Origin of the sequence: Nocardia pseudovaccinii NBRC 100343 (assembly GCF_001613225.1) — a bacterium.
GTDB classification, from domain to species: Bacteria; Actinomycetota; Actinomycetes; order Mycobacteriales; family Mycobacteriaceae; genus Nocardia; species Nocardia pseudovaccinii.
Window position 1 is genome coordinate 16,389 of sequence record NZ_BDBY01000021.1, and the last position, 26,920, is coordinate 43,308.

General features: G+C 66.0%; 30 protein-coding genes. 18 read left to right on the forward strand and 12 right to left on the reverse strand.

The genetic code is table 11. From position 1 onward, the window contains the following. Position 1: 1 nt before the first annotated feature. Positions 2-1,306 (forward strand): MFS transporter, encoded by a 1,305-nt coding sequence (locus tag NP3_RS02200; RefSeq protein ID WP_245720769.1) that lies wholly within the window; start codon positions 2-4, stop codon positions 1,304-1,306. On the opposite strand, the gene NP3_RS02205 is transcribed toward NP3_RS02200, so the two are convergent. The 4 genes from NP3_RS02205 to NP3_RS02220 form a co-directional block, all read right to left on the reverse strand. Then, complete coding sequence (locus NP3_RS02205) at positions 1,307-1,912, reverse strand: M15 family metallopeptidase (RefSeq protein WP_084508038.1); 606 nt, start codon at positions 1,910-1,912, stop codon at positions 1,307-1,309. A 292-nt stretch (positions 1,913-2,204) separates the two neighbouring features. Next, on the reverse strand, positions 2,205-2,405 hold the full coding sequence (locus NP3_RS02210; protein WP_063037238.1) for a hypothetical protein: 201 nt from the start codon (positions 2,403-2,405) through the stop codon (positions 2,205-2,207). Positions 2,406-2,533: 128 nt separating this feature from the next. Next, positions 2,534-2,935, reverse strand: coding sequence for a hypothetical protein (locus NP3_RS02215; RefSeq protein ID WP_063037240.1), 402 nt, complete (start codon positions 2,933-2,935; stop codon positions 2,534-2,536). Positions 2,936-3,081: 146 nt separating this feature from the next. Further along, positions 3,082-4,758 carry a fumarate hydratase gene (locus tag NP3_RS02220; protein WP_063037242.1) on the reverse strand — a complete coding sequence of 559 codons (1,677 nt, stop codon included), beginning with the start codon at positions 4,756-4,758 and terminating at the stop codon, positions 3,082-3,084. 255 nt (positions 4,759-5,013) lie between these two features. Here NP3_RS02220 and NP3_RS02225 point away from each other — a divergent pair, with 255 nt between their 5' ends. Next, a complete protein-coding gene (locus tag NP3_RS02225; RefSeq protein WP_063037244.1) occupies positions 5,014-5,484 on the forward strand; it encodes a MarR family winged helix-turn-helix transcriptional regulator in 471 nt (156 codons plus the stop codon). Positions 5,485-5,493: 9 nt separating this feature from the next. Here the strand turns inward: NP3_RS02225 and mftD are convergent, their stop codons facing one another. Then, positions 5,494-6,687 carry a pre-mycofactocin synthase MftD gene (gene mftD, locus NP3_RS02230; protein WP_063037246.1) on the reverse strand — a complete coding sequence of 398 codons (1,194 nt, stop codon included), beginning with the start codon at positions 6,685-6,687 and terminating at the stop codon, positions 5,494-5,496. Next, positions 6,684-7,412: a mycofactocin biosynthesis peptidyl-dipeptidase MftE gene (gene mftE / locus NP3_RS02235; protein WP_063037248.1), complete on the reverse strand. Its 729-nt coding sequence runs from the start codon at positions 7,410-7,412 to the stop codon at positions 6,684-6,686. The genes mftD and mftE overlap by 4 nt, the downstream gene beginning before the upstream one ends. A gap of 67 nt (positions 7,413-7,479) precedes the next feature. Here mftE and mftR point away from each other — a divergent pair, with 67 nt between their 5' ends. The 7 genes from mftR (at position 7,480) to NP3_RS02270 (ending at position 13,380) form a co-directional block, all read left to right on the forward strand. Beyond that, positions 7,480-8,097, forward strand: coding sequence for a mycofactocin system transcriptional regulator MftR (gene mftR / locus NP3_RS02240; protein ID WP_063037250.1), 618 nt, complete (start codon positions 7,480-7,482; stop codon positions 8,095-8,097). 108 nt (positions 8,098-8,205) lie between these two features. Further along, positions 8,206-9,114 (forward strand): STAS domain-containing protein, encoded by a 909-nt coding sequence (locus tag NP3_RS02245; RefSeq protein WP_040691747.1) that lies wholly within the window; start codon positions 8,206-8,208, stop codon positions 9,112-9,114. 12 nt (positions 9,115-9,126) lie between these two features. Next, complete coding sequence (locus tag NP3_RS02250; protein WP_040691749.1) at positions 9,127-9,516, forward strand: STAS domain-containing protein; 390 nt, start codon at positions 9,127-9,129, stop codon at positions 9,514-9,516. Next, a complete protein-coding gene (locus NP3_RS02255) occupies positions 9,494-9,919 on the forward strand; it encodes an ATP-binding protein (protein WP_063037252.1) in 426 nt (141 codons plus the stop codon). The genes NP3_RS02250 and NP3_RS02255 overlap by 23 nt, the downstream gene beginning before the upstream one ends. After that, entirely contained in the window at positions 9,912-10,550 is a 639-nt protein-coding gene (locus NP3_RS02260) for a SpoIIE family protein phosphatase (RefSeq protein WP_063037254.1), read from the forward strand. The genes NP3_RS02255 and NP3_RS02260 overlap by 8 nt, the downstream gene beginning before the upstream one ends. An 84-nt stretch (positions 10,551-10,634) precedes the next feature. Then, positions 10,635-12,962, forward strand: coding sequence for a SpoIIE family protein phosphatase (locus NP3_RS02265; protein WP_063037256.1), 2,328 nt, complete (start codon positions 10,635-10,637; stop codon positions 12,960-12,962). 85 nt (positions 12,963-13,047) lie between these two features. Continuing rightward, the gene (locus NP3_RS02270; protein ID WP_063037258.1) at positions 13,048-13,380 is read left to right on the forward strand and encodes an STAS domain-containing protein; all 333 of its coding nucleotides are present in this window, start codon (positions 13,048-13,050) and stop codon (positions 13,378-13,380) included. A gap of 185 nt (positions 13,381-13,565) precedes the next feature. Here the strand turns inward: NP3_RS02270 and NP3_RS02275 are convergent, their stop codons facing one another. Next, positions 13,566-14,606 (reverse strand): LLM class F420-dependent oxidoreductase, encoded by a 1,041-nt coding sequence (locus NP3_RS02275; RefSeq protein WP_063037260.1) that lies wholly within the window; start codon positions 14,604-14,606, stop codon positions 13,566-13,568. 117 nt (positions 14,607-14,723) lie between these two features. On the opposite strand from NP3_RS02275, the gene NP3_RS02280 reads away from it, so the two are divergent. The 3 genes from NP3_RS02280 to NP3_RS02290 all read left to right on the forward strand — a co-directional run bounded on the left by NP3_RS02280 (position 14,724) and on the right by NP3_RS02290 (position 17,849). Next, on the forward strand, positions 14,724-15,356 hold the full coding sequence (locus tag NP3_RS02280) for a cyclodeaminase/cyclohydrolase family protein (RefSeq protein ID WP_063037262.1): 633 nt from the start codon (positions 14,724-14,726) through the stop codon (positions 15,354-15,356). A 164-nt stretch (positions 15,357-15,520) separates the two neighbouring features. Then, the gene (locus NP3_RS02285) at positions 15,521-16,273 is read left to right on the forward strand and encodes a L,D-transpeptidase (RefSeq protein ID WP_063037264.1); all 753 of its coding nucleotides are present in this window, start codon (positions 15,521-15,523) and stop codon (positions 16,271-16,273) included. 133 nt (positions 16,274-16,406) lie between these two features. Then, positions 16,407-17,849, forward strand: a complete 1,443-nt coding sequence (locus NP3_RS02290; RefSeq protein WP_063037266.1) for a DUF8176 domain-containing protein — start codon at positions 16,407-16,409, stop codon at positions 17,847-17,849. Between the two features lie 3 nt (positions 17,850-17,852). Here the strand turns inward: NP3_RS02290 and NP3_RS02295 are convergent, their stop codons facing one another. Beyond that, positions 17,853-18,761 carry an NADP-dependent oxidoreductase gene (locus NP3_RS02295; protein WP_063037268.1) on the reverse strand — a complete coding sequence of 303 codons (909 nt, stop codon included), beginning with the start codon at positions 18,759-18,761 and terminating at the stop codon, positions 17,853-17,855. A gap of 67 nt (positions 18,762-18,828) precedes the next feature. Here NP3_RS02295 and NP3_RS02300 point away from each other — a divergent pair, with 67 nt between their 5' ends. Beyond that, entirely contained in the window at positions 18,829-19,245 is a 417-nt protein-coding gene (locus NP3_RS02300) for a winged helix-turn-helix transcriptional regulator (RefSeq protein ID WP_063037270.1), read from the forward strand. A gap of 5 nt (positions 19,246-19,250) precedes the next feature. Here the strand turns inward: NP3_RS02300 and NP3_RS02305 are convergent, their stop codons facing one another. Beyond that, a complete protein-coding gene (locus NP3_RS02305) occupies positions 19,251-21,011 on the reverse strand; it encodes an ABC transporter ATP-binding protein (RefSeq protein WP_063037272.1) in 1,761 nt (586 codons plus the stop codon). An 81-nt stretch (positions 21,012-21,092) separates the two neighbouring features. On the opposite strand from NP3_RS02305, the gene NP3_RS02310 reads away from it, so the two are divergent. The 3 genes from NP3_RS02310 to NP3_RS51360 are packed head-to-tail and all read left to right on the forward strand — an operon-like array spanning position 21,093 to position 22,133. Next, complete coding sequence (locus tag NP3_RS02310) at positions 21,093-21,575, forward strand: MarR family winged helix-turn-helix transcriptional regulator (protein ID WP_063037274.1); 483 nt, start codon at positions 21,093-21,095, stop codon at positions 21,573-21,575. Positions 21,576-21,629: 54 nt separating this feature from the next. Next, entirely contained in the window at positions 21,630-21,839 is a 210-nt protein-coding gene (locus tag NP3_RS02315; RefSeq protein WP_063037276.1) for a 2OG-Fe(II) oxygenase family protein, read from the forward strand. A 36-nt stretch (positions 21,840-21,875) separates the two neighbouring features. Then, positions 21,876-22,133 (forward strand): WD40 repeat domain-containing protein, encoded by a 258-nt coding sequence (locus tag NP3_RS51360; protein WP_373864725.1) that lies wholly within the window; start codon positions 21,876-21,878, stop codon positions 22,131-22,133. A 1-nt stretch (position 22,134) separates the two neighbouring features. On the opposite strand, the gene NP3_RS02320 is transcribed toward NP3_RS51360, so the two are convergent. Further along, complete coding sequence (locus NP3_RS02320) at positions 22,135-22,989, reverse strand: bifunctional 5,10-methylenetetrahydrofolate dehydrogenase/5,10-methenyltetrahydrofolate cyclohydrolase (RefSeq protein ID WP_063037290.1); 855 nt, start codon at positions 22,987-22,989, stop codon at positions 22,135-22,137. A gap of 206 nt (positions 22,990-23,195) precedes the next feature. Here NP3_RS02320 and NP3_RS02325 point away from each other — a divergent pair, with 206 nt between their 5' ends. Further along, positions 23,196-24,068 (forward strand): YdcF family protein, encoded by an 873-nt coding sequence (locus NP3_RS02325; protein WP_063037278.1) that lies wholly within the window; start codon positions 23,196-23,198, stop codon positions 24,066-24,068. Between the two features lie 92 nt (positions 24,069-24,160). After that, the gene (locus tag NP3_RS02330) at positions 24,161-24,961 is read left to right on the forward strand and encodes a putative protein N(5)-glutamine methyltransferase (protein ID WP_063037292.1); all 801 of its coding nucleotides are present in this window, start codon (positions 24,161-24,163) and stop codon (positions 24,959-24,961) included. A gap of 96 nt (positions 24,962-25,057) precedes the next feature. Here NP3_RS02330 and NP3_RS02335 read toward each other — a convergent pair whose 3' ends face one another. Both NP3_RS02335 and NP3_RS02340 read right to left on the reverse strand, forming a co-directional pair. Then, complete coding sequence (locus tag NP3_RS02335; RefSeq protein WP_063037280.1) at positions 25,058-25,888, reverse strand: SDR family oxidoreductase; 831 nt, start codon at positions 25,886-25,888, stop codon at positions 25,058-25,060. A 43-nt stretch (positions 25,889-25,931) separates the two neighbouring features. Further along, positions 25,932-26,920 (reverse strand): succinic semialdehyde dehydrogenase (locus tag NP3_RS02340; RefSeq protein ID WP_157124001.1); only part of this gene is annotated, 989 nt, incomplete at its 5' end.

The following is a 26,920-nucleotide window of genomic DNA, read 5'->3' on the forward strand; positions in this document are numbered from 1 at the left end:
AGTGTCTTCGAGCTCCACCCCGCTCCACCGCAAGGTCGCCATCGCCACGCTGGTCGGCACCACCCTCGAGTGGTACGACTTCATGCTCTACGGCACGGCATCCGCACTGATCTTCAGTAAACAGTTCTTCCCGACGCTTAGCCCCGCCGCCGGAACGCTGGCGGCATTCAGCACTTTCGCAGTCGGTTTCGGCGCGCGACCGATCGGCGGGCTGCTCTTCGGCCACTTCGGTGATCGGATCGGTCGCAAGACCACCCTCGTGATGTCGCTGTTTCTGATGGGCGTGAGCACCATGCTCATCGGGGTGATCCCGAGCTACGAGAGCATCGGATTCTGGGCTCCCGCACTGCTCGTCGCATTGCGACTGTTGCAGGGCGTCGGACTCGGCGGTGAAGGTGCGGGCGCGGTGGTGCTCTCGCTGGAGCATGCGCCACCGGGACGACTCAACCGGTATGCCAGCTTCCCGCAGATGGGCACACCGGCCGGGCTGATCCTGGCCAATGCCATCTTCCTCGGCACCAGCGCGCTGCTACCCGATGCGACCTTCCTGAGCTGGGGTTGGCGAATTCCGTTCCTGCTCAGCGCGATTCTCATCGTCGTCGGGCTCTGGATGCGACTCGGGATCACCGAATCCGTCGACTACGCCGAACTCGTCCAACGCGGCGAGCTCGCCTCGTTCCCGCTTCGCGACGCACTTCGGGTAGGACCTGCGCGGCTGGTGCTGATTCTGTTGGCCGCCATCGCGACCTCGGCCGTCGTCTATATCTTCATGGTGTTCACGCTGACCTACGGCACCAGGGCGCTCGGGTTCAGCCGAGACTTCCTCCTGCTCGGCGTCATCGTTTCCGCCGTCTTCTGGTGTGCCGCAATGCCCTTCTGGGGCTCGCTCGCCGACCGCTATGGCACGCGCCGGGTATTCCTCGCGGGTACCGCCGCGCTGACGGTTTGGTGTGCGGTGTACTTCCCGCTGCTGAACACCGGCAACAAGGCCGTCGTCTTTCTCGCGCTGCTCGGCATGGGCGTCACACTGCCGATCAGCCACAGTGTCGGCGGCATCGTCATCGCCGAACTCTTCCCACCATCGGTCCGCTACTCCGGCACCTCGCTGATCGTGCAGATCTCGGTTGTCCTCGGCGGCGGACTCGCCCCGCTCATCGCGACCGCACTGTGGACCGCGGGCTCGACCTCGGGAGCGGTGACCTGCTATATCGTCGCCATCTGCGCGTTGAGCACGATCAGCATGGCGGTGCTGATCCGGGCGGCCGAGGCGAACGCAGAGATCCCCGTGCCCGTACCGGTCGGCTGACTACAGCCCGAAGGAGCCGCTCGACCACGGCGGGACGGGGATGGACGGCAATCCCGGGAGGACGGGCGGGATCGGCGACGACGGAGCCGGGGCGGTACCGCCCCCGCTCGCGTCCGCGCGCAACGCCGGGCAGGCCCCGCCCGGGGCGGTGGCGAGTTCGAAATGCCACCATTCGTTCTGATAGATCCGGCACAGGCCCCAGCGATTCCCATTCGCTTCCAGCCACTGCGCCCCGGCCTGCGGCCCCACGTCGATCGCCCGGCCCTGCACATGGGTCGACTCGTTGGGCGGCAGCACCCACCGCCGGGCCTCCTCGGGACTGCCATAGGTCCGCACCCCGTCGTCCCACAGCGCCTGCTGCTCGGCGGGCGTGCGGTAGCCGGAGTTGATATACAGGCCGACTCCTTCGGCATGCGCCTGGTTCTCGGCCTGCGTGTACGCCGCGGCGAGCCCCGGCTCCAGCCCCTCGGTCCCGCTGGCATTGCCAGCCACCTGCACGATCGGCGCGGCAGCGGCGGTGGGCATGGACAGCCCGGCCGCGACGATCACCGGGAACAGTGCGGCGGATACGCCCAGCATGGTCCGGGTACGGAGCGTGATCGACATGTCAGCGATAGTAACGGCCCCGCGTCCGCGGACCCCGCAGCTACTCCCCTACGGCTCACACCCCACCGTCGATCACCGCTAGCAACACACCGGCGAACGCGAGGACACGATGTTGTCCGAACGGACGTCATTCACATAGCTTTCCACATACTCACAGCACAATAAATCACCAATGTCCGAAACATCCTGTGCCACGCCCGATTTGTCGCAGCGGAAATCCCCCTGTCCACAATCTATTCCAGTGTTGTGGATCACGATCAACAATTCCCAGCAACCCCCGGGAAACCGGAAATTACCGCGCCTTCACGAGTTTCACGACGTCGCCGGAATCCCCACCGTCGACGAATTCGACCCACACGCGGTCCCCGGCATGCAGTGGCGCATCGGACTCGATCACCGCATCGCGCACCACGAACTCCTCGCACGACTCGGTCGTCACGACCCCGAAGCCACCGTCCCGATCCGCAACCCAGCGCCCCACGATCGCCCACATGCGACGCAACCCTATTGCATCGCAAGCCTTTCCGCTGCGGCACCGGCGCTCCGCGCACGCAGAACGGGCGGCTATCGCACACTGAATGAGTGCGATAGCCGCCCGCTATAATGTCGATCAGCTATGAGTCAGGGGCGCACGGAGTCGGAACCGCGGATCGCTTCGGCCGCTTCACGATTGCGGTCGATGCGCTCGATGATCTCCGGGCCGTGCGCCCGCGCGTAGGCGATGGCGATCTTGATTCTGCGGGAGTGCAGATCCGATTGCTGGCTCAGGACAGCGATACGGCGTTCCTCCGGACCGTCCAGTTCCTGTAGGCGCGCAACGACTTCCCACACCTCCGGCCCCGCGGCCAATGCCGCGCGGCGGTCGGAGATGGGGCCGCGGAAAACGATTCCGGGATGGTCGAGCTGGTCGAAACCCTCCCGGATCAGGCGGTTGAGCAGTGTGGTCGAACTGGTTCCCTCACGAGCGGCGCGTTCGGCCAACCGACGGCTGGCGGATTCCGAGATACGAAACGACGTACTCATTGCCCTCCTCGACCTCCATCGACACCGGTGCAGCGATGTACCCCTAATCAAGAGTGCATCGCTTCGGCGGGATTGTTACCCCGGCGAACGGGGTGACAATCCGGTGTCCGGACATGTGCCCTGATGGCTGACCGTGTTTCGACCGTTCAGACGCGTTCCTTCGAGCGGGAGCGCACCCGCAACGCGATCGGCTTCTGCGTTTCCGCGAAGAAGTCGTTGCCCTTGTCGTCCACCACGATGAATGCCGGAAAATCTTCGACCTCGATCTTCCAGACCGCCTCCATACCCAGCTCCGGATACTCCAGTACCTCGACGGATTTGATGCAATCCAGCGCCAGTCGCGCCGCGGGCCCGCCGATGGAACCCAGGTAGAAACCGCCGTGTTCCTTGCACGCCTTGGTCACCTGGGCCGAGCGATTGCCCTTGGCCAGCATGACGAACGACCCGCCAGCAGCCTGGAACTGATCGACGTAGGAGTCCATTCGGCCCGCGGTGGTCGGGCCGAACGAACCGGAGGCGTAGCCCTCGGGCGTCTTCGCGGGGCCCGCGTAGTAGACGGCCATCTCGCGCAGATATTCCGGCATCGGCTCGCCCGCGTCGAGGCGTTCCTTGATCTTGGCGTGCGCGATGTCGCGGGCGACGACCAGCGGACCGGTCAGCGAAAGCCGGGTCTTCACCGGGTATTTCGACAGTTCGGCGCGAATCTCCGACATAGGCCGGTTCAGGTCGACCTTGACCACATCGCCGCCGAGGATGGAGTCGGTCTGCTCGGGCAGGTAGTGCGCGGGCTCGCGCTCGAGCTGTTCCAGGAACACACCCTCCGGCGTAATCTTGGCCAGCGCCTGCCGGTCGGCTGAGCAGGATACCGCGATGGCGACCGGGCAGCTCGCGCCGTGCCGGGGCAGGCGCACCACGCGCACGTCGTGGCAGAAGTACTTACCGCCGAATTGCGCGCCGATGCCGAAGGACTGGGTGAGCTTGAAGACCTCTTCCTCCAGCTCCAGATCACGGAAGGCATGCGCGGCGAGTGAACCCTCGGTGGGCAGGGTGTCCAAGTAGTGCGCGGAGGCGTATTTGGCTGTCTTCAATGCGAATTCCGCGCTGGTGCCGCCGATTACCACCGCGAGGTGATACGGCGGGCAGGCGGCGGTGCCGAGCGAGCGGATCTTCTCGTCCAGGAACTCCAGCATGCGAGTGGGATTCAGCACGGCCTTGGTTTCCTGGTACAGGAACGACTTGTTCGCCGAACCACCGCCCTTGGCCATGAACAGGAACTTGTAGGACGGATGCGCGGGATCGCCCGCCGTGGAGTACAACTCGATCTGCGCGGGCAGATTGGTGCCGGTGTTCTTCTCGTCCCACATGGTGATGGGGGCGAGCTGCGAGTAGCGCAGGTTCAACTTGGTGTAGGCGTCGAATACGCCGCGGCTGATCCATTCGGCATCGTCGACGCCGGTGAGCACACCCTCGGACTTCTTGCCCATCACGATGGCGGTGCCGGTGTCCTGACACATCGGCAGGATGCCGCCCGCGGAAATGTTGACGTTCTTGAGCAGGTCCAGCGCGACGAAGCGGTCATTGCCGCTGGCCTCGGGATCATCGATGATCCGGCGCAGCTGCGACAGATGCGCGGGCCGCAGGTAGTGGCTGATGTCGTGCATCGCCTCCGCGGTGAGCAGGCGCAATGCCTCGGGTTCAACCTGCAGGAAGGTACGGCCGTTGTGTTCGAAGGTGCTGACGCCCTCGGTGGTGATCAACCGGTACGGGGTGTCGTCGGCGCCGATCGGCAGCAGATCTGAATAGCGGAAATCCGGCGCGGTCACGGACGCACTCCTTATTCGGTCTCAGGGCTGACGCACCGCCGGGGCCTCGACAAGGGCTTCGGCAGGCTGGTCACGAGCACAAGGAGCGTATCCAGTATTAGGAGGCCGACCGTGCTTAGGCAACCCTCACTCGGTGCATCCCGCCAAAAGGTTGCACGTTCAACCCCAGCAGTGCTACCTCTCAGATCTGGCAGTTGTCGCGCGACATCATGCGACGGAACAATTCAATGACATGTCAGAGTTTGGAGCGCTCTCGTGACCGATCCCCACTGGCTCGATGACATCGAAATGCGCGCATGGGTGGGATATGTGCGCACCAGGGACCTCATCGCCGCCGCGGTCGGGCGCGACTCATCCCGCGAGTCGAACCTCACCTACGTCGAATACTCGGTACTGGCCTACCTGGCCGACGCACCGGATCATCGACTCACCTTCGCCGATCTCGCCGCGAAACTCGAATGGTCGCAGAGCAGGCTGTCGCATCAGATCACCCGCATGGAAAAGCGCGCGCTGGTCGCCAGGGAACCGATTCCGGACGACGCCCGCCGCACCGCCGCGCGGCTCACCCCGCGCGGCGCCGACGTGCTGGCCACGGCCGCGCCCGCACATGTGCAGAGCGTGCGCAAACACATGGTCGACGTACTCGACCGCCAGCAATTGGCCGCCCTCGCCGATATCTACGACACGCTGCTCGCCCATCATCGAAGAGCCGCGGCTACCGAATAATCCGCCGGGTCAAGCCGACTGCGCGGCCGGGTCCGGCACTCCCAATGCCCGCTCGAACCCGTTCGGTACCACCAGATCGCCCCGATCGAGATCGCCGATGCTGGTCTTGCGCAGTCCCAGCAGCGCCGAATCGATACCGCCACGCAGAATGTCGAGCACATTCTCGACACCGGCCTGCCCGTTCGCGGCGAGGCCCCACAGGTATGCCCGCCCGATCATGACCGCGCGAGCGCCCAGCGCCACCGCCTTCACCACATCGCTACCGCGCCGGATGCCACCGTCGAGCACCACCTCGATCTGCGATCCGACCGCCTCGGCCACCACGGGCAATGCCCGAATCGCGGCGGGCGTGCCGTCCAGATTGTTCCCACCATGATTGGACACCGAGATGGCCGCGACACCGGCGTCGATCGCACGCAGCGCATCGTCGACGCGCATCACGCCCTTGAGCATGACCGGCCCGTCCCACTGTTCGCAGATCCACGCCACGTCCGCCCAATCCGGCGCGGGAGTGCCCATCCACTCGCCGTAGGCGCCGAAGAAGCCGGGCGCCGGACCGCCGCCGACGGCCATGTTCGGTGCGGTGAGATCCGGAATACGGCCGGAGCGAACATAAGTCGCGAGCCAGCGCGGCCGCGCCAGGGTCTGCGGCGCGAATGTCAGCATGGTCTTGAAATCCAGCTTCTCGGGGATCACCGGGCTGCCCCAGTCGCGCCCGTGTGAGAAGGACCAGTCCAGGGTCAGGATCAGACCGACGGCGCCCGCCGCCTTGGCGCGCGACATCCGCTGCAGGATCTCATCTTTCGAACCGCACCAGTACAGCTGGAAGAATGTCGCGGGATTCGCCGCGATGACCTCCTCGATGGGCTTGCTCGCGAAGGAACTGAGCCCCATCGCGATCCCGCGTGCCGCCGCCGCACGCGCCACGGCCACTTCACCGTCCGGATGCACCGCCTGCACGCCGGTCGGCGAGATCAGCACCGGCATCGAGAGCTGCTGTCCCAGTACGGTTGTCGACTGGTCGCGATCGCCGATCGGGCCCGCGCAGTGCGGTGCGAAGCCGAGTTCGGTGAAGGCCTGCTGATTTTCGTCGATGGTCTGGCCGCGCTCGGATCCGGCGATCAGTGCGCCGTAGACCGACTTCGGCAGTCGTTTCTTTGCCCGCCGCTGCGCCTCGGCAACGGTTTCGAACCAGGGGTTCACGTGAGGGATCCTTTCGGGGACGCCACCGGCCACCACAGCCGGATCTGTTCATGCAGGTCAGTGGTCAGTTGGGTGAGCAGGGCAGCACCTTCGTCGGCATTGGCGCCCGTCGGGTCGCCGAGCACACCGTTGGCGCTCACCGCGCGCACTCCCCCGGCGCGCAGTAGCGGCAAGAGCTCGGCGAGCGGCCTCGTATCACCGGCGACGGCGAGTTCGGTCCGAACCGCCTCCGGGCGCAACGCCAACTGCATCGAGGTCTCCGCGCGGCCCGCGTGCGGATCACCCGGATAGCGCGGCATGAACACCCGCACGTCCCGGGATTCGGTACGCAGCAACGCCTCCGCCTTGCACAGCGGTTCGAGATTGCCGCCGTGCCCGTTGACGAGCACGATGCGGTCGAACGTATCGGTGGCCGAACGGCACAACTCGACGATCAGCAACTCCAGCGCGGCCTGTCCGATCGACAGCGTGCCCGCGAAACCCGCGTGCTCACCGCTGGCTCCATACGGGATCGCCGGTGCGACGAGCACATCCGACCGCGACTCGGCCAGCCGCGCGCACAATGCCACCGCGATATCGGTGTCGGTGGACAGCGGCAGATGCGGTCCGTGCTGTTCGGTCGCCCCCACCGGCACGGCGAGGATCGCGCCCGCAGCCGCGCGCGACCCGGCCTCCGGCCAGGTCAGTCGCGCGGCCACGGTGTGTTCCGCGACACTTTCCACCATGCCGTGAGATTATCGTCAGTCACTGACATAATCAAGATCCGGCGATCGACGCCCATAATCGACAACCGTGACAGATGCCAAGGTGCGGGGCCGCCCACGCGGCACAACCAAGCGCGAACTCGAACTGATCGCCATGCGACTGTTCACCGAACAGGGCTTCGACGAAACCACCGTCGAACAGATCGCCGCGGCGGCAGGTATCAGTGGGCGCACCTTCTTCCGTTACTTCCCCACCAAGGCCGAGGTGCTCTGGTATCAGTTCGACGCCGAGGTCGAGGCGCTGCGCGCGGCCTTCGCCACCGTGCCCGACGAGGTGCCGATGATGACGGCCGTACGCCGAGTTGTGGTGAACGCCAACCGATATCGCGCCGAAGACGTGCCGGAATTACGCGTTCGCATGCAGCTCCTCGGCGGCGATCCGGCGCTGTCGGCCACCGCGGGCGCGCATTACGACGCATGGGAACGAGCCGTCAGCGCGTTCGCCGCACACCGACTCGGCGTACCGCAGGACAACCTGGTCGCGATGGCGGTCGGCCGTACCACCCTGGCCGCCGCACGCGCCGCCTTCGATGCCTGGCTGACCCGCGCCGATGCCGACCTCACCGTCTATCTCGACCAGGCGCTCGCGGCGCTGGCGCGCGGATTCGCGCCGCCGGACGAGGATCCGGATCTACCATCGAGCTAACGGCAGGTTTCACCGGCGACCGGGATGGGGTATGACTAGGCTCGGTATCGGCGCGCAGCCGAATGCACGACTATCCCGACAATCCCGTCGAAAGGGGCTGGAATTTCCATGTCCGAGGTGTCCATGAGCCTTTCGGCGGATTCCCTGCCCGTAGGACCGGTCGACAACCTGCTTCCGCAGCTGGTCGAACACCTGCGGCAGAACCGAACCGGGCTGCGTGAAGAGTGGGCAAGGCGCATCACCGAGGCCCAGCTGCTGACCGCGATGACCCCGGAGGAAATCTTCTCCGAGGCGACCTCCATGTACGACAACTACGTCGAGGTGCTCGTCACCGGTAGCGTCGAGGCGCTGCAGGCCTACGCGCGCGATCTGTCCGAGCGCATCATTCCGAGAGGCGTCGAAACCGACGAGGTCCTCGGCATCGTGCTGTTGCTGCGCGACGTGCTGGCCCGCTCGCTGTTCGAGAAATATCAGGCCGATTTCGAAATGCTCAACGCGGTGCTGGACGCGTACGAGCCCGCCGCGAACCGCATCGCGAGCACCGTGGCCATCTCGTTCGTGCAGGAGCGCGAACGCGTCATCCGCCAGCAGCAGGAAGCGATTCGCGAGCTGTCCACCCCGGTGCTCCAGGTGCGTGAGCAGCTGCTCATCCTGCCGATCATCGGTGTGCTCGACTCGCAGCGCGCCCGTCAGCTCACCGAACAGCTACTGCGCGCCATCCGCGCCAACCGCGCCAAGGTGGTCGTCATCGACATCACCGGTGTGCCCGCGATCGACTCGACGGTGGCCAACCACCTGGTGCAGACCGTCGACGCATCCGGCCTGATGGGCGCCAATGTGATCATCACCGGCCTGTCCTCCGAGATCGCCCTCACCCTGGTGACCATCGGCCTCGATCTGTCCAAGATGAACGCGGTCGGCGACCTCCAGGGAGGTATCGAAGAGGCCGAACGCTTACTCGGCTATGAGGTGACCCGCGTCACGGATCGAATGCTCACCGAGCGCGATGGGCGCTGATCGGGCCCCCCTATGCCGGTTCCGATCCTCAAACAAGGTACCTATCTGATCGCGTCGGTCCAGTCAGCCCTGACCGACGCGGATACCGAGCGTCTCCAGGACGACCTGATGAAACAGGTCAGTAGATACCGGGCGCACGGGATCATCGTGGACGTCACCGCGATCGATGTCATGGATTCGTTCGCGGCCAGATCGCTGCGTACGATCGCGCACATGACGCAGCTCCGCGGTGCCGAAACGGTCATCGTGGGATTGCAACCCGAAGTCGCGTTCGCCATGGTGCAGCTGGGCCTCACCTTCGAGGACATGCACACCGCCCTCGACCTGGAAGAGGGCTTGGCGTGGTTGAACCGCATGACTCCGGCCCGCCGCCAGCGAGATGGTCGTGACAGTGGCCGCTGAGAACTTGGTGATCGCGGTCAGGGTGTCGGGTGACATCGTGATCGCACGTCAAGCCGGGCGTGAGCTGGCGGCCAAGCTCGGATTTTCTCTGACAGATATGACCATGATCTCGACGGCGATCTCCGAGATCGCCCGCAACATAACCAGTTACGCGGGCAGTGGTGAAATACGTCTGCTCGTCGACGACCGGGAGGGGCGCCAGGCGCTGGTCGTCCAGGCCGAGGACCAGGGCCCCGGCATCATCGATATCGCCCGCGCGCTCGACGACGGGTACTCCACCGGCCGCGGTCTCGGACTCGGCCTGCCCGGCGCGCGTCGGCTGATGGATCGGCTCACCGTTGATTCGGCACCCGGGCGCGGCACGTTGGTGGAGATGTGGAAGTGGGTACCCAACGGTGCATGAGGACGGGATCATCGGCCGGATCGAATGGGCGGTGGCCGGCCGTGCCCTGCCCGGTCAGCGGGTCTCCGGTGATCGCGGCGTGGTCCTCGACGCAGGCGGCGGTGCGGTGCTCTTCGCCGTCCTCGACGGACTCGGCCATGGCGCGGCGGCCGCGGACGCCGCCGACCGCGCAGCGCAGGTACTCTCCGAGAACCGCGCCGAACCGCTGGACGTCCTGATGGTGCTGTGTCATCGAGCCATGGCCGACACCCGGGGCGCGGCAGTGTCTTTGGCGCTGTTCGGCGCATCCGACACGGTGCAATGGCTCGGTGTCGGCAATGTCGATTCCCGGATTCTGACAGCGGGTCCGGTCGGACTCGCCATGCGCGCGACGGTCCTCATGACCGGTGGCATCGTCGGCTATCGGCTGCCCCAGAACCTACAGGTGCAGACCATTCCGGTGCGTCCGGGCGATCTGCTGTTGATGTCGACCGACGGCATCGTCACCGAATCCGCCGACAGCGGCATCGATGCGTCCAAATCCACCGCCGAGATCACCGCCGAAATCCTGGCCAGGCATGCCAAGGACACCGACGACGCATTGGTGCTCGCGGCTCGCCACCGGGGCGGCGTACTGGAGGCACCAGCGTGAACGGCGGAATGCAATGAGCGAGCGAACAAAAGGCGCAGCCGCCACCGCGGTCATGGCGGAGCCGAGCGCCAGCGAGGCGGAGACATGAGCGCGGCGCTGGCCGCATTTCTCGACGCCTACGCCGATGCGCTACGGCGGCATTTGAACTCACCGACGCAGGCTAGTCTCGGTGAGGGTTACGAACTCGGCCGGCGCGCTCTCGTCGAGGGCATCAGCCTGCTCGATCTCACCGAAAACCATTACCGCGTAGTACAAGCCGCGGAATCGAACACCGCGGACGCCAAACACGCCGAGATCGCACTGGAATTCCTGCTGCAGACTCTCGCCGCCCTGGACATCGCCACCCGCGGGTATATCGACGGCACCCGCCGCGCGGAACAACAGCGTTCGCGCATCGACGATCTCGCCGGGCGCGACGCCTTCCGCACCGCCCTGGTGGAGTCACTGCAAGACGGATTCTTCGTGGCCGACGCGCGCGGCACCATCATCGAGGTCAACTCCGCCTTCGGTGCGCTGACCGGTTACGGCGCGTCGGAATTGCCGTTCCCGCTGCCGCATCCGTGGTCGACGCCGGAAGGTCCGCGCTATCCCGATCTCGGTAGCGAGGCACAACGTTTCGTGATTCCGGTCAAGCATCGCGACGGGCGCACGGTCTGGCTCGCGGTGAGTACCAGTGCGATGGTCGAACCGGAGAAGTACGAGCAGATCTTCGTCGGCACCATCCGCGATGTCACCGCAGAACACGATGCACAGGCCCGCGATCAGGCCGCGTCACGACTGGCCACCGCGGTCGGCGCGGCCACCAGTGTGGTCGAGGTGCTCGCCGTCGGACTGGACGAACTGCGACGCACCGTCGGCGCGGAAAACGCGGTGGTGATGGTGTGGCCCAACCGCAATACCGGGCCGGAGACGTATGTCTCGGGGGCCGAGGGTGTACCGGAGGACTCGGTGCTCGACGCCCGCGCGCGGGCGCTGCTGGATCGGGCCCGGCGGCGACCGGCGCGCAGCCTGTTCGCGATTCCGGAGGGCACCGAGAGTTCCGAGGGCATCGTCGCCCCGCTCGGTGAGACCGGCGATGCGGCATTGTGGCTGCGCTTCGCCGCTCCGCGCGCCATCAGCGCCGCCGACTGGACATTGTTCTCGCTGCTCATCGGACATCTGAGTCTGGCGGTGCAGCGGGCGCGCAACTTCGATCAGGCGCGTTCGACCTCGCTGACGCTGCAGCGCGCCATGCTCGGTCCGATCGAACTGCCGCCGCGGTTCTCGGTGCATTACGAGCCCGCGCTGCCACCGCTGGAGATCGGCGGCGACTGGTACGACGTGGTTCCGCTGCGCGACGGCACCATCGGCGTCGTGGTCGGCGACTGTGTCGGACGTGGTCTGTCCGCGGCCGTCGTGATGGGCCAATTGCGCACGGCCGCACGGGCTCTGCTGCTGCGCGGCGCGGGCCCGGCGCAACTGCTCGCGGAACTCGATACCGTCGCGGGCCGGATTCCCGGCGCGATGTGCACGACAGTCTGCGCCGCCGTCCTCGATCCGGTGCGCGGACTGGTCCGCTACAGCAGCGCCGGACATATGCCACCGATTCTGGCCGATGTCGGTCAGCCGGGGCGACTGCTCGAGGGCGGCCGCGCGGTACCGCTGGCTACTTTCGATACGCCACGGCGTCCCGAGGCCACCACGGCGCTCACACCGGGTTCGACGCTGGTGCTGTTCACCGATGGCCTGGTCGAACAGCGCGGTGTCGATATCGATGACAGTTTCGCGAAGATCTCGGGGGTGCTCGCCGATACCGCGGGCAAGCTGCCGCGTGAGGTCGCCGATGCCGTGCTCTCCCGGCTGCGTCCGGCAGCGGGCTACGACGACGACGTCGCCATGGTCGTGTACCGGCAACCACCAGCACCGTTGCGGCTCGAGATTCCGGCGAATCCGGATCAGCTCTCGGCCATGCGCAAGCGGCTCAAGGCTTGGCTCGCCGCCGCCGCGGTACCGCACGATCTCGCCTCCGACCTCATCGCCGCGGCCAACGAGGCCTGTAGCAACAGCATCGAACACGCCTACCGCAACGGCGGCGGGCCGGTCACCCGCGCGATCAGCTCCACGGCCGAACTGCTCGGCCGTGCCACCAGCGCCGCGGCGGCCACCACCGATCCTGGACTCGTCGAATTGACCGCCGAATGTGATACCCAAAAGGTCGTCATTCTGGTCGCCGACACCGGAACGTGGAAACCACGCTCCGCCGATCCGGGGCCGCGCGGACGCGGCATCGACATGATGCGGGCTTTGACGGAAGAATTGGAGATAGACCACAGCGGGCTGGGCACCCGCGTCCGCATGTCGGTAACGTTGCCCGCGATCAAATCCCCCGTAGCGAACCCACTGCGCGGCACGAACCGCCAGGTTTCTGGCTGAGGAATGCAGCGCGAAAGGCGGGTTCATGGCAGATTGTGATGATGTGACAAACAACTCCGGAGACGCGTATCCCCTGGCGGACACGATGACCACCACAGTCGAGGCACACGATGGCGCGACCGTGCTCACGGTTTCCGGCGAGGTCGATCTGGCGACCGCGCCAGCGCTGGAGAACACCATCGAGGCCATCCTCACCGGCAAACCGGCGGTCCTGATCATCGACCTGACCGGTGTCAGCTTCCTCGCCTCGGCGGGTATGGCGACCCTGGTCGCGGCGCATCAGCGGGCAGGCGACACGACGACCATCGTGGTGGTCGCGGACGGTCCGGCCACCAGTCGGCAGCTCAAGATGACGAGTCTGGATCAGGTGTTCGCACTGCACACCACCCTGGCCGAGGCGCTGGCCGCGCTCCGGTAGCGCGGTCTGATTCCAACCGGAACCTTCCGATCACCTGACCGCCACGGAGCGAGTCTTACGAGCGACATTCGCGGCCCGTCTCGCGGCCGAATGGTCGAAGCGCATGCGACGAAGTCGCGAGTCTCGACCGCTCGGCCGCGAGACACAATGGGGCCGCGAACACGCAGCGCCGAAGGCGCTGCAAATTAGACACAGAGTTCGCGCAGTTGCTCGATCAGCTTGACCCGCTCGGCCGGGGTCGCCGCCATCGGCACCACATTGAGCACCGTGACACCCGCGGCACGGAATGCGGCGATCCGCTCCTTCACGAATCCGGCCGGGCCGACCAGTGAGATATCCCGAACCAGATCGTCCGGGACAACCTTGACGGCCTCTTCCTTCTTGCCCGCCAGATACAGCTCCTGGATCCGGTCCGCCTCGGCGCCGTAGCCGTACTTGGTGGCCAGCGTGTGATAGAAGTTCTTGCCCTTCGCGCCCATACCGCCGATGTAGAGCGCCAGATGCGGTTTCACGAATTCCAGTAGCGGCGTGACATTCTCGCCGATGGCCAGCGCGGGCCCGGCGTAGACGTCCAGCTCGCCGAGGATCGGATCACGCTTGGCCAGACCGGCATCCAGCGATTCGCCCCAGATCTCCTTGGCCTTCTCCGGCACGAAGAAGATCGGCTGCCAGCCCTCGGCGATCTCCGCGGCCAGCTCCACATTCTTCGGGCCGAGCGCGGCCAGCAGCACCGGAATGCGTTCGCGCACCGGATGATTGATCAGCTTGAGCGGCTTGCCCAGGCCGGTGCCCCGGTCGGCGGGCAGCGGGATCTGATAGTACTTGCCCTGGTACTCCAGCCGCTCGCGACGCCACACCTTGCGGCAGATCTCCACCAGTTCCCTGGTGCGTCCGATGGGTGCGTCATAGGGGACGCCGTGGAAGCCCTCGATCACCTGCGGGCCCGATGCGCCGAGGCCGAGTACATAGCGACCGTCGGAGACGAAGTCCAGACCGGCGGCGGTCATGGCGGTCAGGCTGGGCGTGCGGGTGTAGATCTGCAGGATGCCCGAGGCCAGCTGCAGCCGCGTGGTCTTGGCCGCCAGATATCCGAGCGCGCTCACCGCGTCGAAGGAGTAGGCCTCCGGCACGAACACGATGTCGAGTCCAGCCTTTTCGAGGTCGGCCACCTCGGCGGCCGCCTCTTTGAAGCCGCCCGAGTAGTTGATGCTCAATCCGATCCGCATAGCACTCAACCTAACCGCAGCTACGCACCGGCCGCGCACCGGCCACCCCGGCGCGAGCGGTAGCGTATTCGCCGTAGTTCTCCACTGTCGTCGCAGGAAAACGAAAGGCCACCCGCCGTGTCGCAGCCCGCCTTCGCTGAGGCCACCCTCGCGCAGTACCTGACCGACCTGGCCGCGAAGGTACCCGCACCAGGCGGCGGCGCCGTCGCAGCGCTGCACGCCGCACAGGGCGCCGCACTGGTCGCGATGGTCGCGCGCTACACCACCCGGGCCAAGGATGCCGAACACCGGCCGGTCATCGATCGGATCATCGAGGCGGCCGATGCGGCTCGCGAACGCGCACTGGCCTTGGCCGATGCCGATGCGGCGGCGTTCACCGCCGTCGGCAACGCCTACAAGTTGCCGAAGGATTCCTCCACCCAGGCCGCCGCGCGGAGTGATGCCATTACCGCCGCCTTGCTCGAGGCAGCCCGGGTGCCCGCCGCGGTCGTCGACGAGGCCGACGAGGTGCTCTCACTCGCCACCGAACTGCTGCCGATCGGCAATCCCAATGTGGTCACCGATATCGCCGCCGCCGCCGATGCCGCACGGGCCGCGGCCACCAGTTCGCAGCTCAATATCGAGATCAATGTCCGCTCGCTCAGCGCCGAACAGGGCGATAAGTTCGCGACCGTGCTGATCCGCATCGACGAGATCACCGCCCGCGCGGACGCACTGCACGCCGAGGTATTGCACGCCGTGCGCGGCTGAATTCGACCGAACGGTCGGATCGTTTGTTCGGTGTTATGCCGGGTATGTCGGCCGTATATATGAAACTGTGGACTCGGACGGCCGTTACAGAACCGGTACGTCGAGTTGATCATGAAGTCCTAGAATGGATTTCTGCGTCCCACACCAGCGTGAAGGGGTGGACCATGCGGAACGCACTCAGATACCTGTTCCTCGCGACCACGGTCGTCGCCTTGGCGGCATTCGGGTCCGGAGCGGCAATCGCCACAACAATTCTGAAACCCGACGTCGACGTGGTCGCGACGATCACCCCGTCGGCAGGCCAGGAAGTCGGTATCGCGGCACCGGTGACGATTCGATTCGCCGATCCGGTCGCCAACCGCGACCGAGCCGAACGACTGGTCGATATCCGAGCCACCGAGCCGCTGCCTGGCGCCTTCTCCTGGGCGAGTGATCGTGAATTGACTTGGACGCCAACGAGTTTCCTGCCCGCCCGGGCGCCGATCTCGGTGCAGGTCGGTAACACGCGCACGGAGTTCCGCACCAATGCGGGTGTGGTGGCCGACGCCGATATGTCGGCGCATACCTTCACCGTGAGCATCGGCGGGGCGGTCGCGCGGTCGGTGCCCGCATCCATGGGCAAGCCTGGCTACGAGACACCGACAGGTACCTTCCCGATTCTGGAAAAGTTCCGTTCGGTCGTCTTCGACTCGCGCACCATCGGGATCCCGCTGAGCTCGCCCGAGGGCTACGTCATCAATGGCGAGTACGCCGAACGCCTCACATGGGGTGGCGTTTTCGTGCATTCCGCGCCGTGGTCGGTGGATTCGCAGGGCTATGCCAATGTCAGCCACGGCTGCATCAACCTGGCTCCCGATGATGCCGCCTGGTACTACGAGACCGTCGGCGTCGGCGATCCGGTCACCGTGCATTGGTGAGCCGTAAACAATCCGTTTTCCTTCGCGACACCTCCCCTCAATTTCGTCACGGGCAGCAAACCTGGCAGTATCCTGCCGAGGTTGATACAACTGCGGGACACACGTGATCGTATGACCTGATGAAGGTGGGGCGATGGATCGACCGGATATGACCTCGCGGGCGAATTCCGGCCCGCAGCCGGGCGCTGCGTCACAACAGCCGCTCGGTGCGCCGAGGGCATACCAGCCTCCGACACCGCCGAACCCGTTCCACCGGATCGGCTTCACCGAGGACAACGCGCCGACCGGGCCGATTCCGCGGATCCCGATCGACGGCGCACCCGTCGACACCGGTCCACTGCGCCGCGTGCCGATCGACCGCGCCGCAACACAATCCGGACCGCTGCCCCGAGTTCCGGTCGACCGTACGCCGACGAATACGGACCCGTTCCGGCGCATTCGCGGTCAACAAGTTCCAGGCGGCCAGGCTCCGAATCCCCAGGCTCCGAATCCCCAGGCTCCGAATCCCCAGGGCCCGAGGCAAACCGGGCCGATACCGCGGATCCCGATCCAGGAAGTTCCCCCGCGTCAGCCCCCGGTTCCGCACGTCTCGATGCACCAGGCGCCGACTGTGCAGGACCGCGAGCAGGGATCGCTGACGTCGCCGGAACCGATCCGTCAGGTGCCCGTCAACCGGAACCCGAGCCCTCCTGCGCCTGCCGTGCCGCGTCCGTCTGCCTCGCAAGATCCGAATTGGTATGCGCCGGACCAGCGCGGGCCGGTTCAGCGAGACCCCCTGCGCCAGAACCCGATTCACCCAGGGGCTTTCGACACAGAACGCACTCGGCAAGTTCCGAACCACTACGCACCGGACTCATACGAGCAGGATCTGGTGCGGCACAACCCGATTCAGGCAGCGGATCGCGAATCCGCGCAGTATGAGCTCGAGTATGGGAGCGACTGGTCCGAATGGGTCGAGGAACTTCCCGCGGAGCCGAAACCGACTGCACCGGACTATTTCCGGCATGAGGAGGCCTTGGCGGCAATGATCGATCGGTCCGGCCGGAATCGGTCGAAGCGCCGGTGGATGCCGGTGCTGGTCGGGTCGGTCGCGGCGGCCGGACTGCTCGTGGTGGCGTTCGTGCAGATTCGGCCGGAGCCGCAACCGGCGACGGTGGCTTCGTCCACGCCCAGCCAGGTCGCGGTCTCCGGATCCACGTCCGCGGCGCAGTGCCCGGCCGAGCGGGTCGGGGACACCATTACCGGCAATGGCGCTGGCGGGCTGGATTCCGGACCGGGTGTCATATTCGCGTTCCAGTACGCGTATTACGTCACCCGATCCGGTGTTGCGACCCGAGAGTTCGTGGCGCCCAACGCATCCGTCTCCCCCGCCGGGACGATTCAACAGGGCATCGACGGCATTCCGGCTGGCACCACCCACTGCATCAGCATTACGCCGGGAGCTTCCGTCGGGCAGTACCTGGTGCAGGTTACCGAGCATCGACCCGATTCGACCTCGATCACCTACAAACCCCAGGTCGTCACTACGGCGCGCGTGGGCAATCAGACCCTGATCACCCGAATCGGCGCGGCCTGACCCTCACACCGGCGAATTCCACGGCACCAGTACGATTTTCCCGCGGACGCGCCCGGATTCGCTCAGCTGATGGGCCTTGACCGCCTCGGCCATCGGCAGCACCTGATCGATCTCCACGTGCAACCGGCCCGCCTCGAACAGGGCGGCCAGCTCGCCCAGATCCCGGCCGGACGGTTCGACATAGAGCCGCTCGTACCGCGGATCGTCCTCGGCATCATTGCCCTGCGCGTCGATCAGGCGACCGTCCGCGGCGAGCACCGCCAGCGACCGCGATCCGTAATCACCGCCGACGAGATCGAAAACAACATCGACATCACCCACCGCCTCCTCGAAATCGGTTGTCGTGTAATCGATCACCTCATCCGCGCCGATCTCCCGCAGGAATTCGTGGTTGGTGGCACGAGCCGTGCCGATCACATACGCGCCGCGGTCCTTGGCGATCTGCACCGCGAAATGTCCGACACCACCGGCCGCCGCATGTACCAGCACCCGTTGTCCGGCAACGACTTCGGTGAGTCCCTGCCAGGCGGTCAGCACCGCGGTCGGCACGGCGGCCGCGTGGATGTGATCGAGAATCGCCGGTTTCAGTGCGAGGTTATCCGCCTGCGCCACAACGTATTCCGCATAGCCGCCGGACCGGCTGAGCACCATGCCGTAGACCTCGTCGCCGACCCGGAATTGCTCGACCCCGGCGCCGACCTCGGCGACGAGCCCGGACACATCGAAGCCCAGGGTGAACGGCGGATCCCCGAGTTTGCGCACCAGCCCGGACCGCAGCTTCCAGTCCGCCGCATTCATACCGGTGGCGGCGACTTGCACCACCACCTCGCCCGGTCCGGCGCTCGGCCGATCGACCTCGACGACTTCCAGGACCTCGGGACCACCGAATGTTTGTTGCGTGATTGCGAGCATGCCACCGATTCTGCGGTCCCTTAGTATCCAAGGGAAAGAAGGCACTTCAATGATCCCGAGGTACCCGATGGATACCATCGTCGACTGGTCCGGCTCCGACAACCTGGTCAAGAGCTATCTGGCCAACTGCCCGGCACGCGAAGTGCTAACGGTGCTCGCCGACAAATGGGTGCTGCTGGTCCTCGGCGTGCTGCGCATGGCGGGCGGGCCGGTGCGCTTCAACGATCTGCGCCGTCGACTCGACGGCATCACCCAGAAGATGCTCACCCGCACCCTGCGCAACCTCGAGCGCGACGGGCTGGTCCGCCGCGCGGTCTACCCGACCGTCCCACCGCGCGTCGAGTACTCGCTGACCGATCTGGGTACCAGCCTCGGCGAGCTCAGCCACGCGATGGGGGTCTGGTCGGTGCGGCACCACAGCGAAATCCTCGCCGCCCGTGACGAATTCGACACGCGCGCGGCAACCGACCCGGAACCCGTCTGAACGCGTCAGGCGGCTTGGAGGAGGTCGCCGCCGGAGGCCAGGGCGGCGTAGCGGCCGTCGGAGTCCATGAGCTCGCGGTGGGTACCGCGTTCGATGATCCGGCCGCGGTCGAGCACGACGATCTGGTCGGCGTCGCGGACGGTGGAGAGCCGGTGCGCGATGGTGATGGTGGTTCGGCCTTCGGACAGCGCGTCGATCGCGGCCTGCACCTCCTGCTCGGTCCGGTTGTCCAGGGCACTGGTGGCCTCGTCGAGTACCAGGATCGGCGGATTGCGCAGGATCACCCGCGCCACCGCCAAACGCTGCTTCTCACCGCCGGAGAACCGATAGCCGCGCTCGCCGACCAGCGTGTCGTAACCGTCCGGCAGGCTCGCGATATGGTCGTGGATCTGCGCGGCCCGCGCCGCGGCGTACAACTCCTCATCGGTCGCATCGGGTTTGGCGAAGCGCAGATTGTCCGCGACCGAGGCATGGAACAGATAGGTCTCCTGCGATACCACACCGACGGCTGCGGCGAGATCGGCAAAGGACAAGTCCCGCACATCGATTCCATCGATCTCGACCCGTCCGGATGTCACATCGTAGAGTCGCGCCACCAGGTAGCCGAGTGTGGTCTTGCCCGAACCGGTTTCGCCGACAATAGCCAGACTGGACCCGGCGGGCACGGAGATGTCGATGTCCTGCAATACATCCCGCGTACCGGATCCGTACGTGAAGTACACGTGCTCGAAGCGGACCGCGCCCTTGACGCCCGAATCCGGTACCGGCACAGGCGTTATCGGTTCCTCGATATCCGGCTTCAGGTCCAGGTATTCGAAGATCCGACCGAACAGCGACATGGAACTCTGCACCTCGACACCGGTGTACAGCAGCTGCACCATCGGCCGCAACAGGCTGGACTGCAGGGTCGTGAAGGCGACAAGGGTGCCGATCGACACCAGCGGATGCCCAGCCGCCACGGTCGATCCCGCCGCCCAGTAGACGATCGCTGGCATTGCCGCCATGACGATCTGAATCGTCGACTGCCGCCACCGTCCGGCCATGCCGGACCGGATCTCCAGGTCCACCAGCCCGCGTGACTCCTGCGCGAAATCGTCGACCAGCGCGGGCGAGCGGCCCATCGTGCGTCCGAGCAGAATGCCGCTCACCGAGAGCGATTCCTCCACGATCGCCGACATGCCCGCCAATTTCTGCTGCCGCTGCGCGGTGATCTTCCTGCGTTCGTCGCCGACCCGCCTGCTGATCCAGACGAAGAACGGCAGCATGATCAGTGAGACCGAGGTGAGCCGCCAGTCGAGAGCGATCATGGCGATCACCGAGGCGGTCACGGTGGTGAAGTTCGAGACCAATGAGGTCGCGGTCGAGGTGACCGTCGATTGCATGCCGCCGATATCGTTGGCGATCCGCGACTGCACTTCGCCGGTGCGGGTGGTCGTGAAGAACGACAACGGCATTCGCTGCAACTGCGCATACACCGCGGAGCGCAGATCGTGCATGACCTCTTGACCGACCGCAGTGGAAATGTAGGTCTGGAGCACGCCGAAGATGCTCGTGAGTGCGGCGACCGCGACCATGCCTGCCGCGAGTGCGGTCAGCAGACCGGTGCGGCCGTGTGGCAGAGCGTCGTCGAGGATGCCGCGCAGCATGAACGGTGATGCCAGCGCGACCAGTGACGACAAACCGACGAGCGCGGCGACCAGCGCCAGGCGCGCGCGATAAGGGCGAAACAGCCGGACGATCCGGCGAAGTTGATGTGGGGGCTGCATAGGCGCCTCCTTCCGAGGACTATGTCGTGAAACTGAGCATGACTCATAATTGTTCCCAAAACAATGAGTTATGCTCAACAAATGGATATCATGCTCGATCCCGACCTCCCCGAGCTGTTCCTGCGCACCGCGAAACGCATCCGCCGCAACCAGGTCGCGCGACTCGCCCCCCTGGGCATTACCCCAGGTCAGGCCCGTGCTCTCCGTATTTTCGGCCACCACGACGAGCCCCTGCGGATGGCGGCAATCGCCGACCACCTCGGCATCGTGCCGCGATCCGCCACCACCGTCGTCGATGCGCTCGAAACCGCGGGCCTGGTCTCGCGCGCGCCCGACCCGACCAACCGCCGCTCGACCCTGGTGACGCTGACCGACTCCGGCCGAGCCGCGCTCTCCCAGATGGCCGCTGCCCGCCGTGCGGCCGCCGAGGAGGTCTTCGCCGCCCTGAGCGCCGAGCAGCGCACAACGCTTCGCGAGTTGCTTGCGGCACTCGATTCGGAGGCGTCGGCCGGGACTTCCACGGGGACGAACATCTCGTTGACTTCCCCGCCGCCCCGAGGCTGAATTGGGGCATGTTGGACTTGCCCGCCGGTCCGATTGCGAAGGTGCGGACCGGAATTGCCGCCGGAGCACGGACCTGCTTCCGGTTGCGCGGGGTTCGATGGTGGGCGCACCCGCTTCTATGCCACCGGCGAACCGGGTGCCGCATCACTCGGCGTGATTCGGCTCGAGACCGGAACCATCGTGGTCTTCGATCATGCGCTCTGGCACGACGGCGAACCGGTCACCCACGGCATGAAGTGGGTGATGCGTACCGACGTGCTCTAAGAGCGGGAGCAATACGCCGCCTCATCGGACGGGATCCTGCGCGGACACGATGGGTATGTATGGAGCGTCGCGGCATGCGCTGACGGCACGCTTGCTACCGCTCCTCGCGACCGCACCATCCGGATCTGGGAGCCGACTGGCGATGGCTACGCCCAGCGGCGCACGCTGCGCGGTCACGACAGTTCGGTGACCACCCTGCTCGCGCATCCGAACGGGGAACTATGGAGCGGGTCGCGCGACGGCGCCGTCCGTCATACGACGGAACCGTGCGCCTGTGGCGGATTTGACCGATAACTCAGGCGGGGTGGGTGTTTTCGGCCGCGGTTACTACGTGGCGCATGAGGAGGGCGGTGGTTACCGGGCCGATGCCGCCGGGGACGGGGCTGAGGGCGGCGGCTTTGCCGCGAACGGTTTCCGCGGCTACGTCGCCGACGATTTTGCCGTCGGGGGCTTCGTTTGTGCCCACGTCGATGACGGTGGCGCCCTCGCGAATGTGTTTCCCGGTGACCAGGCCGATGCGGCCGGCGGCGGCGACCACGATATCGGCGGCGGAGGTGACGGCGGGGAGGTCCGTAGTGCGGGAATGGCAGATGGTGACGGTGGCGTTTTCGGCGAGCAGGAGTTGAGCGAGGGGCTTACCGACGATATTGGAGCGGCCGACGACGGCGACATGCCGTCCGGCAAGCGGGATTTCGTGATGCTTCAGTAGTTCGACGACGGCCTCGGAGGTGGCGGGCACGAAGCCGTCCAGGCCGGAGGCGAGCAGGCCGAGCGAGAGCGGGCTGACGCCGTCGACGTCCTTGTCGGCCGCGATGGCGGAGCTGACATCGTCGAGGGTGACACCGGCGGGCAGCGGGGTCTGCAGCATGATCGCGTCGACCGCGGTGTCCGCGCCGCGGGCGGTGAGTTCGCCGCGGATCCGCTCGATGCTCGCGTCGGCACCGAGTTCGATGGTGTCGCAGGCGATTCCGAGACGTTCGGCGGCCTTACGCAGCGAATTCACGTACCACGCACTGGCGGGATCGTCATTGGCCACGATCAGGGCCAGGCGCGGCGCGGTTCCGCTCGCGGTGAGCGCGGCGGCGCGCTGCTTGGTGTCGGCGTTGATGGCGGCGGCGAGTTCCTTGCCGGACAGCGAAACGGTATCCACGTTGTCACACCTTATCGGCTGCACCGCACGGCCGGTTTCGGCGGGCACCCCGCGCGCCACCCGGTTTACCCGAATGCCGGAAACAACGCCTGGCAATTACCCGATTATGGCCGTTACCAGTCGTATCGTGGTTGTGCTTACCAATGGCTAACTGTCAGCTCACCTACCGGAAGCCCCGTTTCACGCGTGGAAAGGTGTCGACTGTAGTGAAGATCTCGAGGCATTGGAAACTATGGGTCGCGACCGCGTTCGCGGCCGCGACCACCACCGGACTATCCGGCGCACCCGCCGTCGCGGCGCCGGAAAACGACGCCCTCTACAACTCCGCCCAGCGCGCCTTCACCGACGGCGACGACGCCGCAGGCCGCGCCGAACTCCGACAGCTGATCGCCGCCGACCCGGCCGATGCCGAGGCCCTTTCGCTGCAGGCGATCTGGTCGCATTACGCCAATGATTTGCCCGCCATGGCCGATGCACTGGTCCGCCTCAATGCCATCGACCCGGCAATGGCTCAGGGCACCAATAACGTGCTCGGCGCGATCGGCGCCGCGGTCGCCACCCTGCCGAATCCGCTGCCTTCGATCGTCGGACCGCAGACCGGAATCGTGGTGCTCGGCTACGGCCTGCTCCCGGACGGTTCGCTGCGCCCCGAACTGGTCAACCGGCTGACCGCGGCGTGGTTGCAGGCGGTCGCCTCGCCACTTTCACCGATCGTGGTCACCGGCGGAAACCCGCAGAACGGGATCACCGAGGCCGAGGCCATGCGGGCCTGGCTGGTCGGCAAGGGGCTGCCCGCAACCCGGATCAATGTCGAGAGCCGAGCCGGATCGACGGTGCAGAACGCACTGTTCAGCACCGAGATGCTGCGCGATGTCGGCGCGAACAGCGCGGTCGTGGTGACCTCGCCGAACCACATCCGGCGCGCGGTCGCCGATTTCATTGTCGCGGGCACTCGCGTGGTCGGGGCGACCACCTCACTCGAGCAACTGGTATCGCAGTTGCCGCCGCCCAGCAGGCAGGCGCAGCGCGGCATCTACCTGGACGCGACACGGACGTTCCAGCTCGCCACCGCACGCTGAGCGCGACGGGTCCGAGCGTGCTGAAATGACATAATTCGCGCAATGTGCACGCTCGGACCCACCGCACCCCGTCCACACGGCACGATATCCCGATGACACCAACCGGAGATGTGGTCGCGCAGCTGCGCGCGGCCGGCTGTGTATTCGCCGAGGACGAGGCGCGGTTGCTCATCGCCGCGGCGGCGGAGACCGGTGCCGATCTCAGCGACTTGGTCGCACAACGGGTTTCCGGAACACCGCTGGAATACCTACTGGGCTGGACCGAATTCCACGGCATCCGCGTCGCGGTCGCGCCGGGCGTCTTCGTACCGCGCCAGCGCACCGCCTTCCTCGTCGACGAGGCCGCCGAACTCGCCCGCGCCATGCCCGCGCACCCTGTCGTCGTCGATATATGTTGCGGCTCAGGCGCATTGGGTCTTGCGCTGGCACACACACTTGCCACCGAAGGCCGCCCGATAGAACTCGCCGCCACCGATATCGAACCCGCGGCGGTCGAATGCGCCCGCCGCAACCTCACCCCGATCGGCGCGCCCGTTTACGCGGGCGACCTTTTCGAGCCGCTCCCGCGTGAATTGTGTGGCCGAATCAATATCCTGCTCGCCAACACCCCGTATGTACCATCCGAGATGATCGCCAAGATGCCGCCGGAGGCACGCGATTACGAACCGCGCACCGCCCTCGACGGCGGACCCGATGGCCTGGATATCTTCCGCCGCGTCGTCGCCGCTGCCCGTACCTGGCTCGCGCCGGGCGGCCACCTGCTGGTCGAATCCACCGAAGCCCAGGCCCGGCCCTCGATCACCGTCCTCGCCGCGCACGGCTTCACCGGCCGCGTCGCCGAATCCGACGAGCTGTACTCCACCGTCGTCATCGGCACAAAACCGGACGCATGATTCAGATCACCACCCGACGCCGATGAAAACGGCATGGCTGCTGTCCGGTCGGGCCGGATCCGGCGTCGCGCGGCTCACCACGACGTTCTGGGGCCGCTACTTCTTGTGACCGGTGAACTCGTCCATCGAGTGGTACACGCCAACCGAATTCAGGAACAGATCGCGCAGTTTGATCGGCAGTAGACCGGAGATCGCCTTGTTGAGCCGGGATGTCCACGGCAGGATCACCAGCGGCGTGCCCGCCTTCATTTCCCGCCATGAGGTATCGACGACATCGTCCTGTTCGAGAATCGGCGTGAACAGGAAACCCTTTGCGCCATCGAACATTCCGGTATTGATGTAGGTCGGGCAGACCGTGGTGATCCGCACATGGTCGTGGCCCGCCTGTTCCAGCTCGATGCGCACCGAATCCGACCAGCCCAGCGCCGCCCATTTCGAGGCCGCGTACACGCTCATGCGCGGATTGGAAACCAGACCAGCCGATGACGCGATGGTCATCACGCGCGCCGTGCCCGTACCGCGCACCATCGCGGGCAGGAACTCGAGCGTAATGTGCATCGGCGCAAGGGAATTGATCGCCATCGTCTTCTCGATGTCGGCGCGATCGGCGGTCTCCCAGAAGTAACTGTTGCCGCGCACGATGCCCGCATTGTTGATCAGGATGTCGATATCGCCGACGTCGGCGCGCACCGCCGCCGCGGCCTCGCCGATGGCGTCCTGTGCGGACACGTCGACCACATAGTGATGGATGGCGACGCCGCGACCGGACAACTCGACCGCCGTCTCCTTCAGCGCGGATTCGTTGATATCCCACAGGACCACCGCGGCCGCGCCCTCACGCACGGCACGCTCGGCGAACAGCTTGCCCAGGCCCATTGCCGCTCCCGTGACCAGGACCTTCTTATCGGCTACCGTGTCCAGTTTCATTCGTCCTCATCTAGATTTCGTCGTGAAATAGCTTTTGGCGCAATTACTTTTGGCGCAGCGCCTTCATGACGCCGAAATACAGCGTCATGGTCTTCGCCCACAGTTCCTCGGACATGCCGGGCAGCGGTGCGATCGGGAGCATCCGCTGCACCGCGATCGTCTGGGTGTCGATGTACTTCAACAAGCCCTCTGGACCGTGCCGACGCCCGGTACCCGAAATGCCGAGCCCGCCCGATGGCGCGTCCGCACTGCCCCAGGCCGCGATGAAGCCCTCGTTCACATTCACCGAACCCGCATTGATGCGCGCGGCTACCTGACGACCTCGATCGACATCCTTGGTCCAGACACTCGCATTGAGCCCGTATGCGGTGTCATTTGCCTGTTCGACGGCCTCGTCGTCGCTACCGACCCGATAGATCGACACCACCGGCCCGAAGGTCTCCTCGCGATACACCGTCATCCCGGGCCGCACCCCGGTCAGTACGGTCGGCTCGTAGAAGTAGGGTCCGAGATCGGGACGCGCCTTACCGCCCGCAAGCACCTTCGCCCCCTTCGCGACGGCATCGTCGACATGCGCACTGACGGTGTCCAATTGGCGCTGGAACGTCAAAGACCCCATATCACTGGCGTAATCGAGCGCACCGCCCAATTCGATAGCCCGCACATGCTCGATGAACTCGCCGACGAATTGGTCATAGACCTTGTCGTGCACATAGATTCGCTCCATCGACTCACATAGCTGCCCCGCCGACGCGAAGCAGGCCCGGATCGCGATCTTGGCCGCCCTGGAGATATCCGCATCGGCGAGCACCAGCAGCGGGTTCTTGCCGCCGAGTTCGAGCGAATAGCCGATCAGCCGCTCCCCGGCCTGCTGCGCGATGGTCCGGCCGGTCGCGCTGGACCCGGTGTAGTCGACAAAGTCGGCGCGCGCGATCATCTCACCGCCGATCACCGAACCACGGCCGAGCACCGCCTGCCATAGGCCGCGCGGCAGCCCGGCGCGCTCGGCGGCATCGATGGCCCACAGGGCGG

Bases quoted from the DNA above. Each gene is read 5' to 3' on its own strand.
- NP3_RS02270 (WP_063037258.1), top strand. From the start codon at position 13,048: ATGACCACCACAGTCGAGGCACACGATGGCGCGACCGTGCTCACGGTT.
- NP3_RS02275 (WP_063037260.1), bottom strand. From the start codon at position 14,606: ATGCGGATCGGATTGAGCATCAACTACTCGGGCGGCTTCAAAGAGGCG.
- NP3_RS02265 (WP_063037256.1), top strand. From the start codon at position 10,635: ATGAGCGCGGCGCTGGCCGCATTTCTCGACGCCTACGCCGATGCGCTA.
- NP3_RS02300 (WP_063037270.1), top strand. From the start codon at position 18,829: ATGGATACCATCGTCGACTGGTCCGGCTCCGACAACCTGGTCAAGAGC.
- NP3_RS02295 (WP_063037268.1), bottom strand. From the start codon at position 18,761: ATGCTCGCAATCACGCAACAAACATTCGGTGGTCCCGAGGTCCTGGAA.
- NP3_RS02290 (WP_063037266.1), top strand. From the start codon at position 16,407: ATGGATCGACCGGATATGACCTCGCGGGCGAATTCCGGCCCGCAGCCG.
- NP3_RS02310 (WP_063037274.1), top strand. From the start codon at position 21,093: ATGGATATCATGCTCGATCCCGACCTCCCCGAGCTGTTCCTGCGCACC.
- NP3_RS02285 (WP_063037264.1), top strand. From the start codon at position 15,521: ATGCGGAACGCACTCAGATACCTGTTCCTCGCGACCACGGTCGTCGCC.
- NP3_RS02255 (WP_063037252.1), top strand. From the start codon at position 9,494: ATGGTCGTGACAGTGGCCGCTGAGAACTTGGTGATCGCGGTCAGGGTG.
- NP3_RS02245 (WP_040691747.1), top strand. From the start codon at position 8,206: ATGTCCGAGGTGTCCATGAGCCTTTCGGCGGATTCCCTGCCCGTAGGA.
- NP3_RS02330 (WP_063037292.1), top strand. From the start codon at position 24,161: ATGACACCAACCGGAGATGTGGTCGCGCAGCTGCGCGCGGCCGGCTGT.
- NP3_RS02250 (WP_040691749.1), top strand. From the start codon at position 9,127: ATGCCGGTTCCGATCCTCAAACAAGGTACCTATCTGATCGCGTCGGTC.
- NP3_RS02205 (WP_084508038.1), bottom strand. From the start codon at position 1,912: ATGTCGATCACGCTCCGTACCCGGACCATGCTGGGCGTATCCGCCGCA.
- NP3_RS02305 (WP_063037272.1), bottom strand. From the start codon at position 21,011: ATGCAGCCCCCACATCAACTTCGCCGGATCGTCCGGCTGTTTCGCCCT.
- NP3_RS02335 (WP_063037280.1), bottom strand. From the start codon at position 25,888: ATGAAACTGGACACGGTAGCCGATAAGAAGGTCCTGGTCACGGGAGCG.
- NP3_RS02215 (WP_063037240.1), bottom strand. From the start codon at position 2,935: ATGAGTACGTCGTTTCGTATCTCGGAATCCGCCAGCCGTCGGTTGGCC.
- NP3_RS02210 (WP_063037238.1), bottom strand. From the start codon at position 2,405: ATGTGGGCGATCGTGGGGCGCTGGGTTGCGGATCGGGACGGTGGCTTC.
- mftE (WP_063037248.1), bottom strand. From the start codon at position 7,412: ATGGTGGAAAGTGTCGCGGAACACACCGTGGCCGCGCGACTGACCTGG.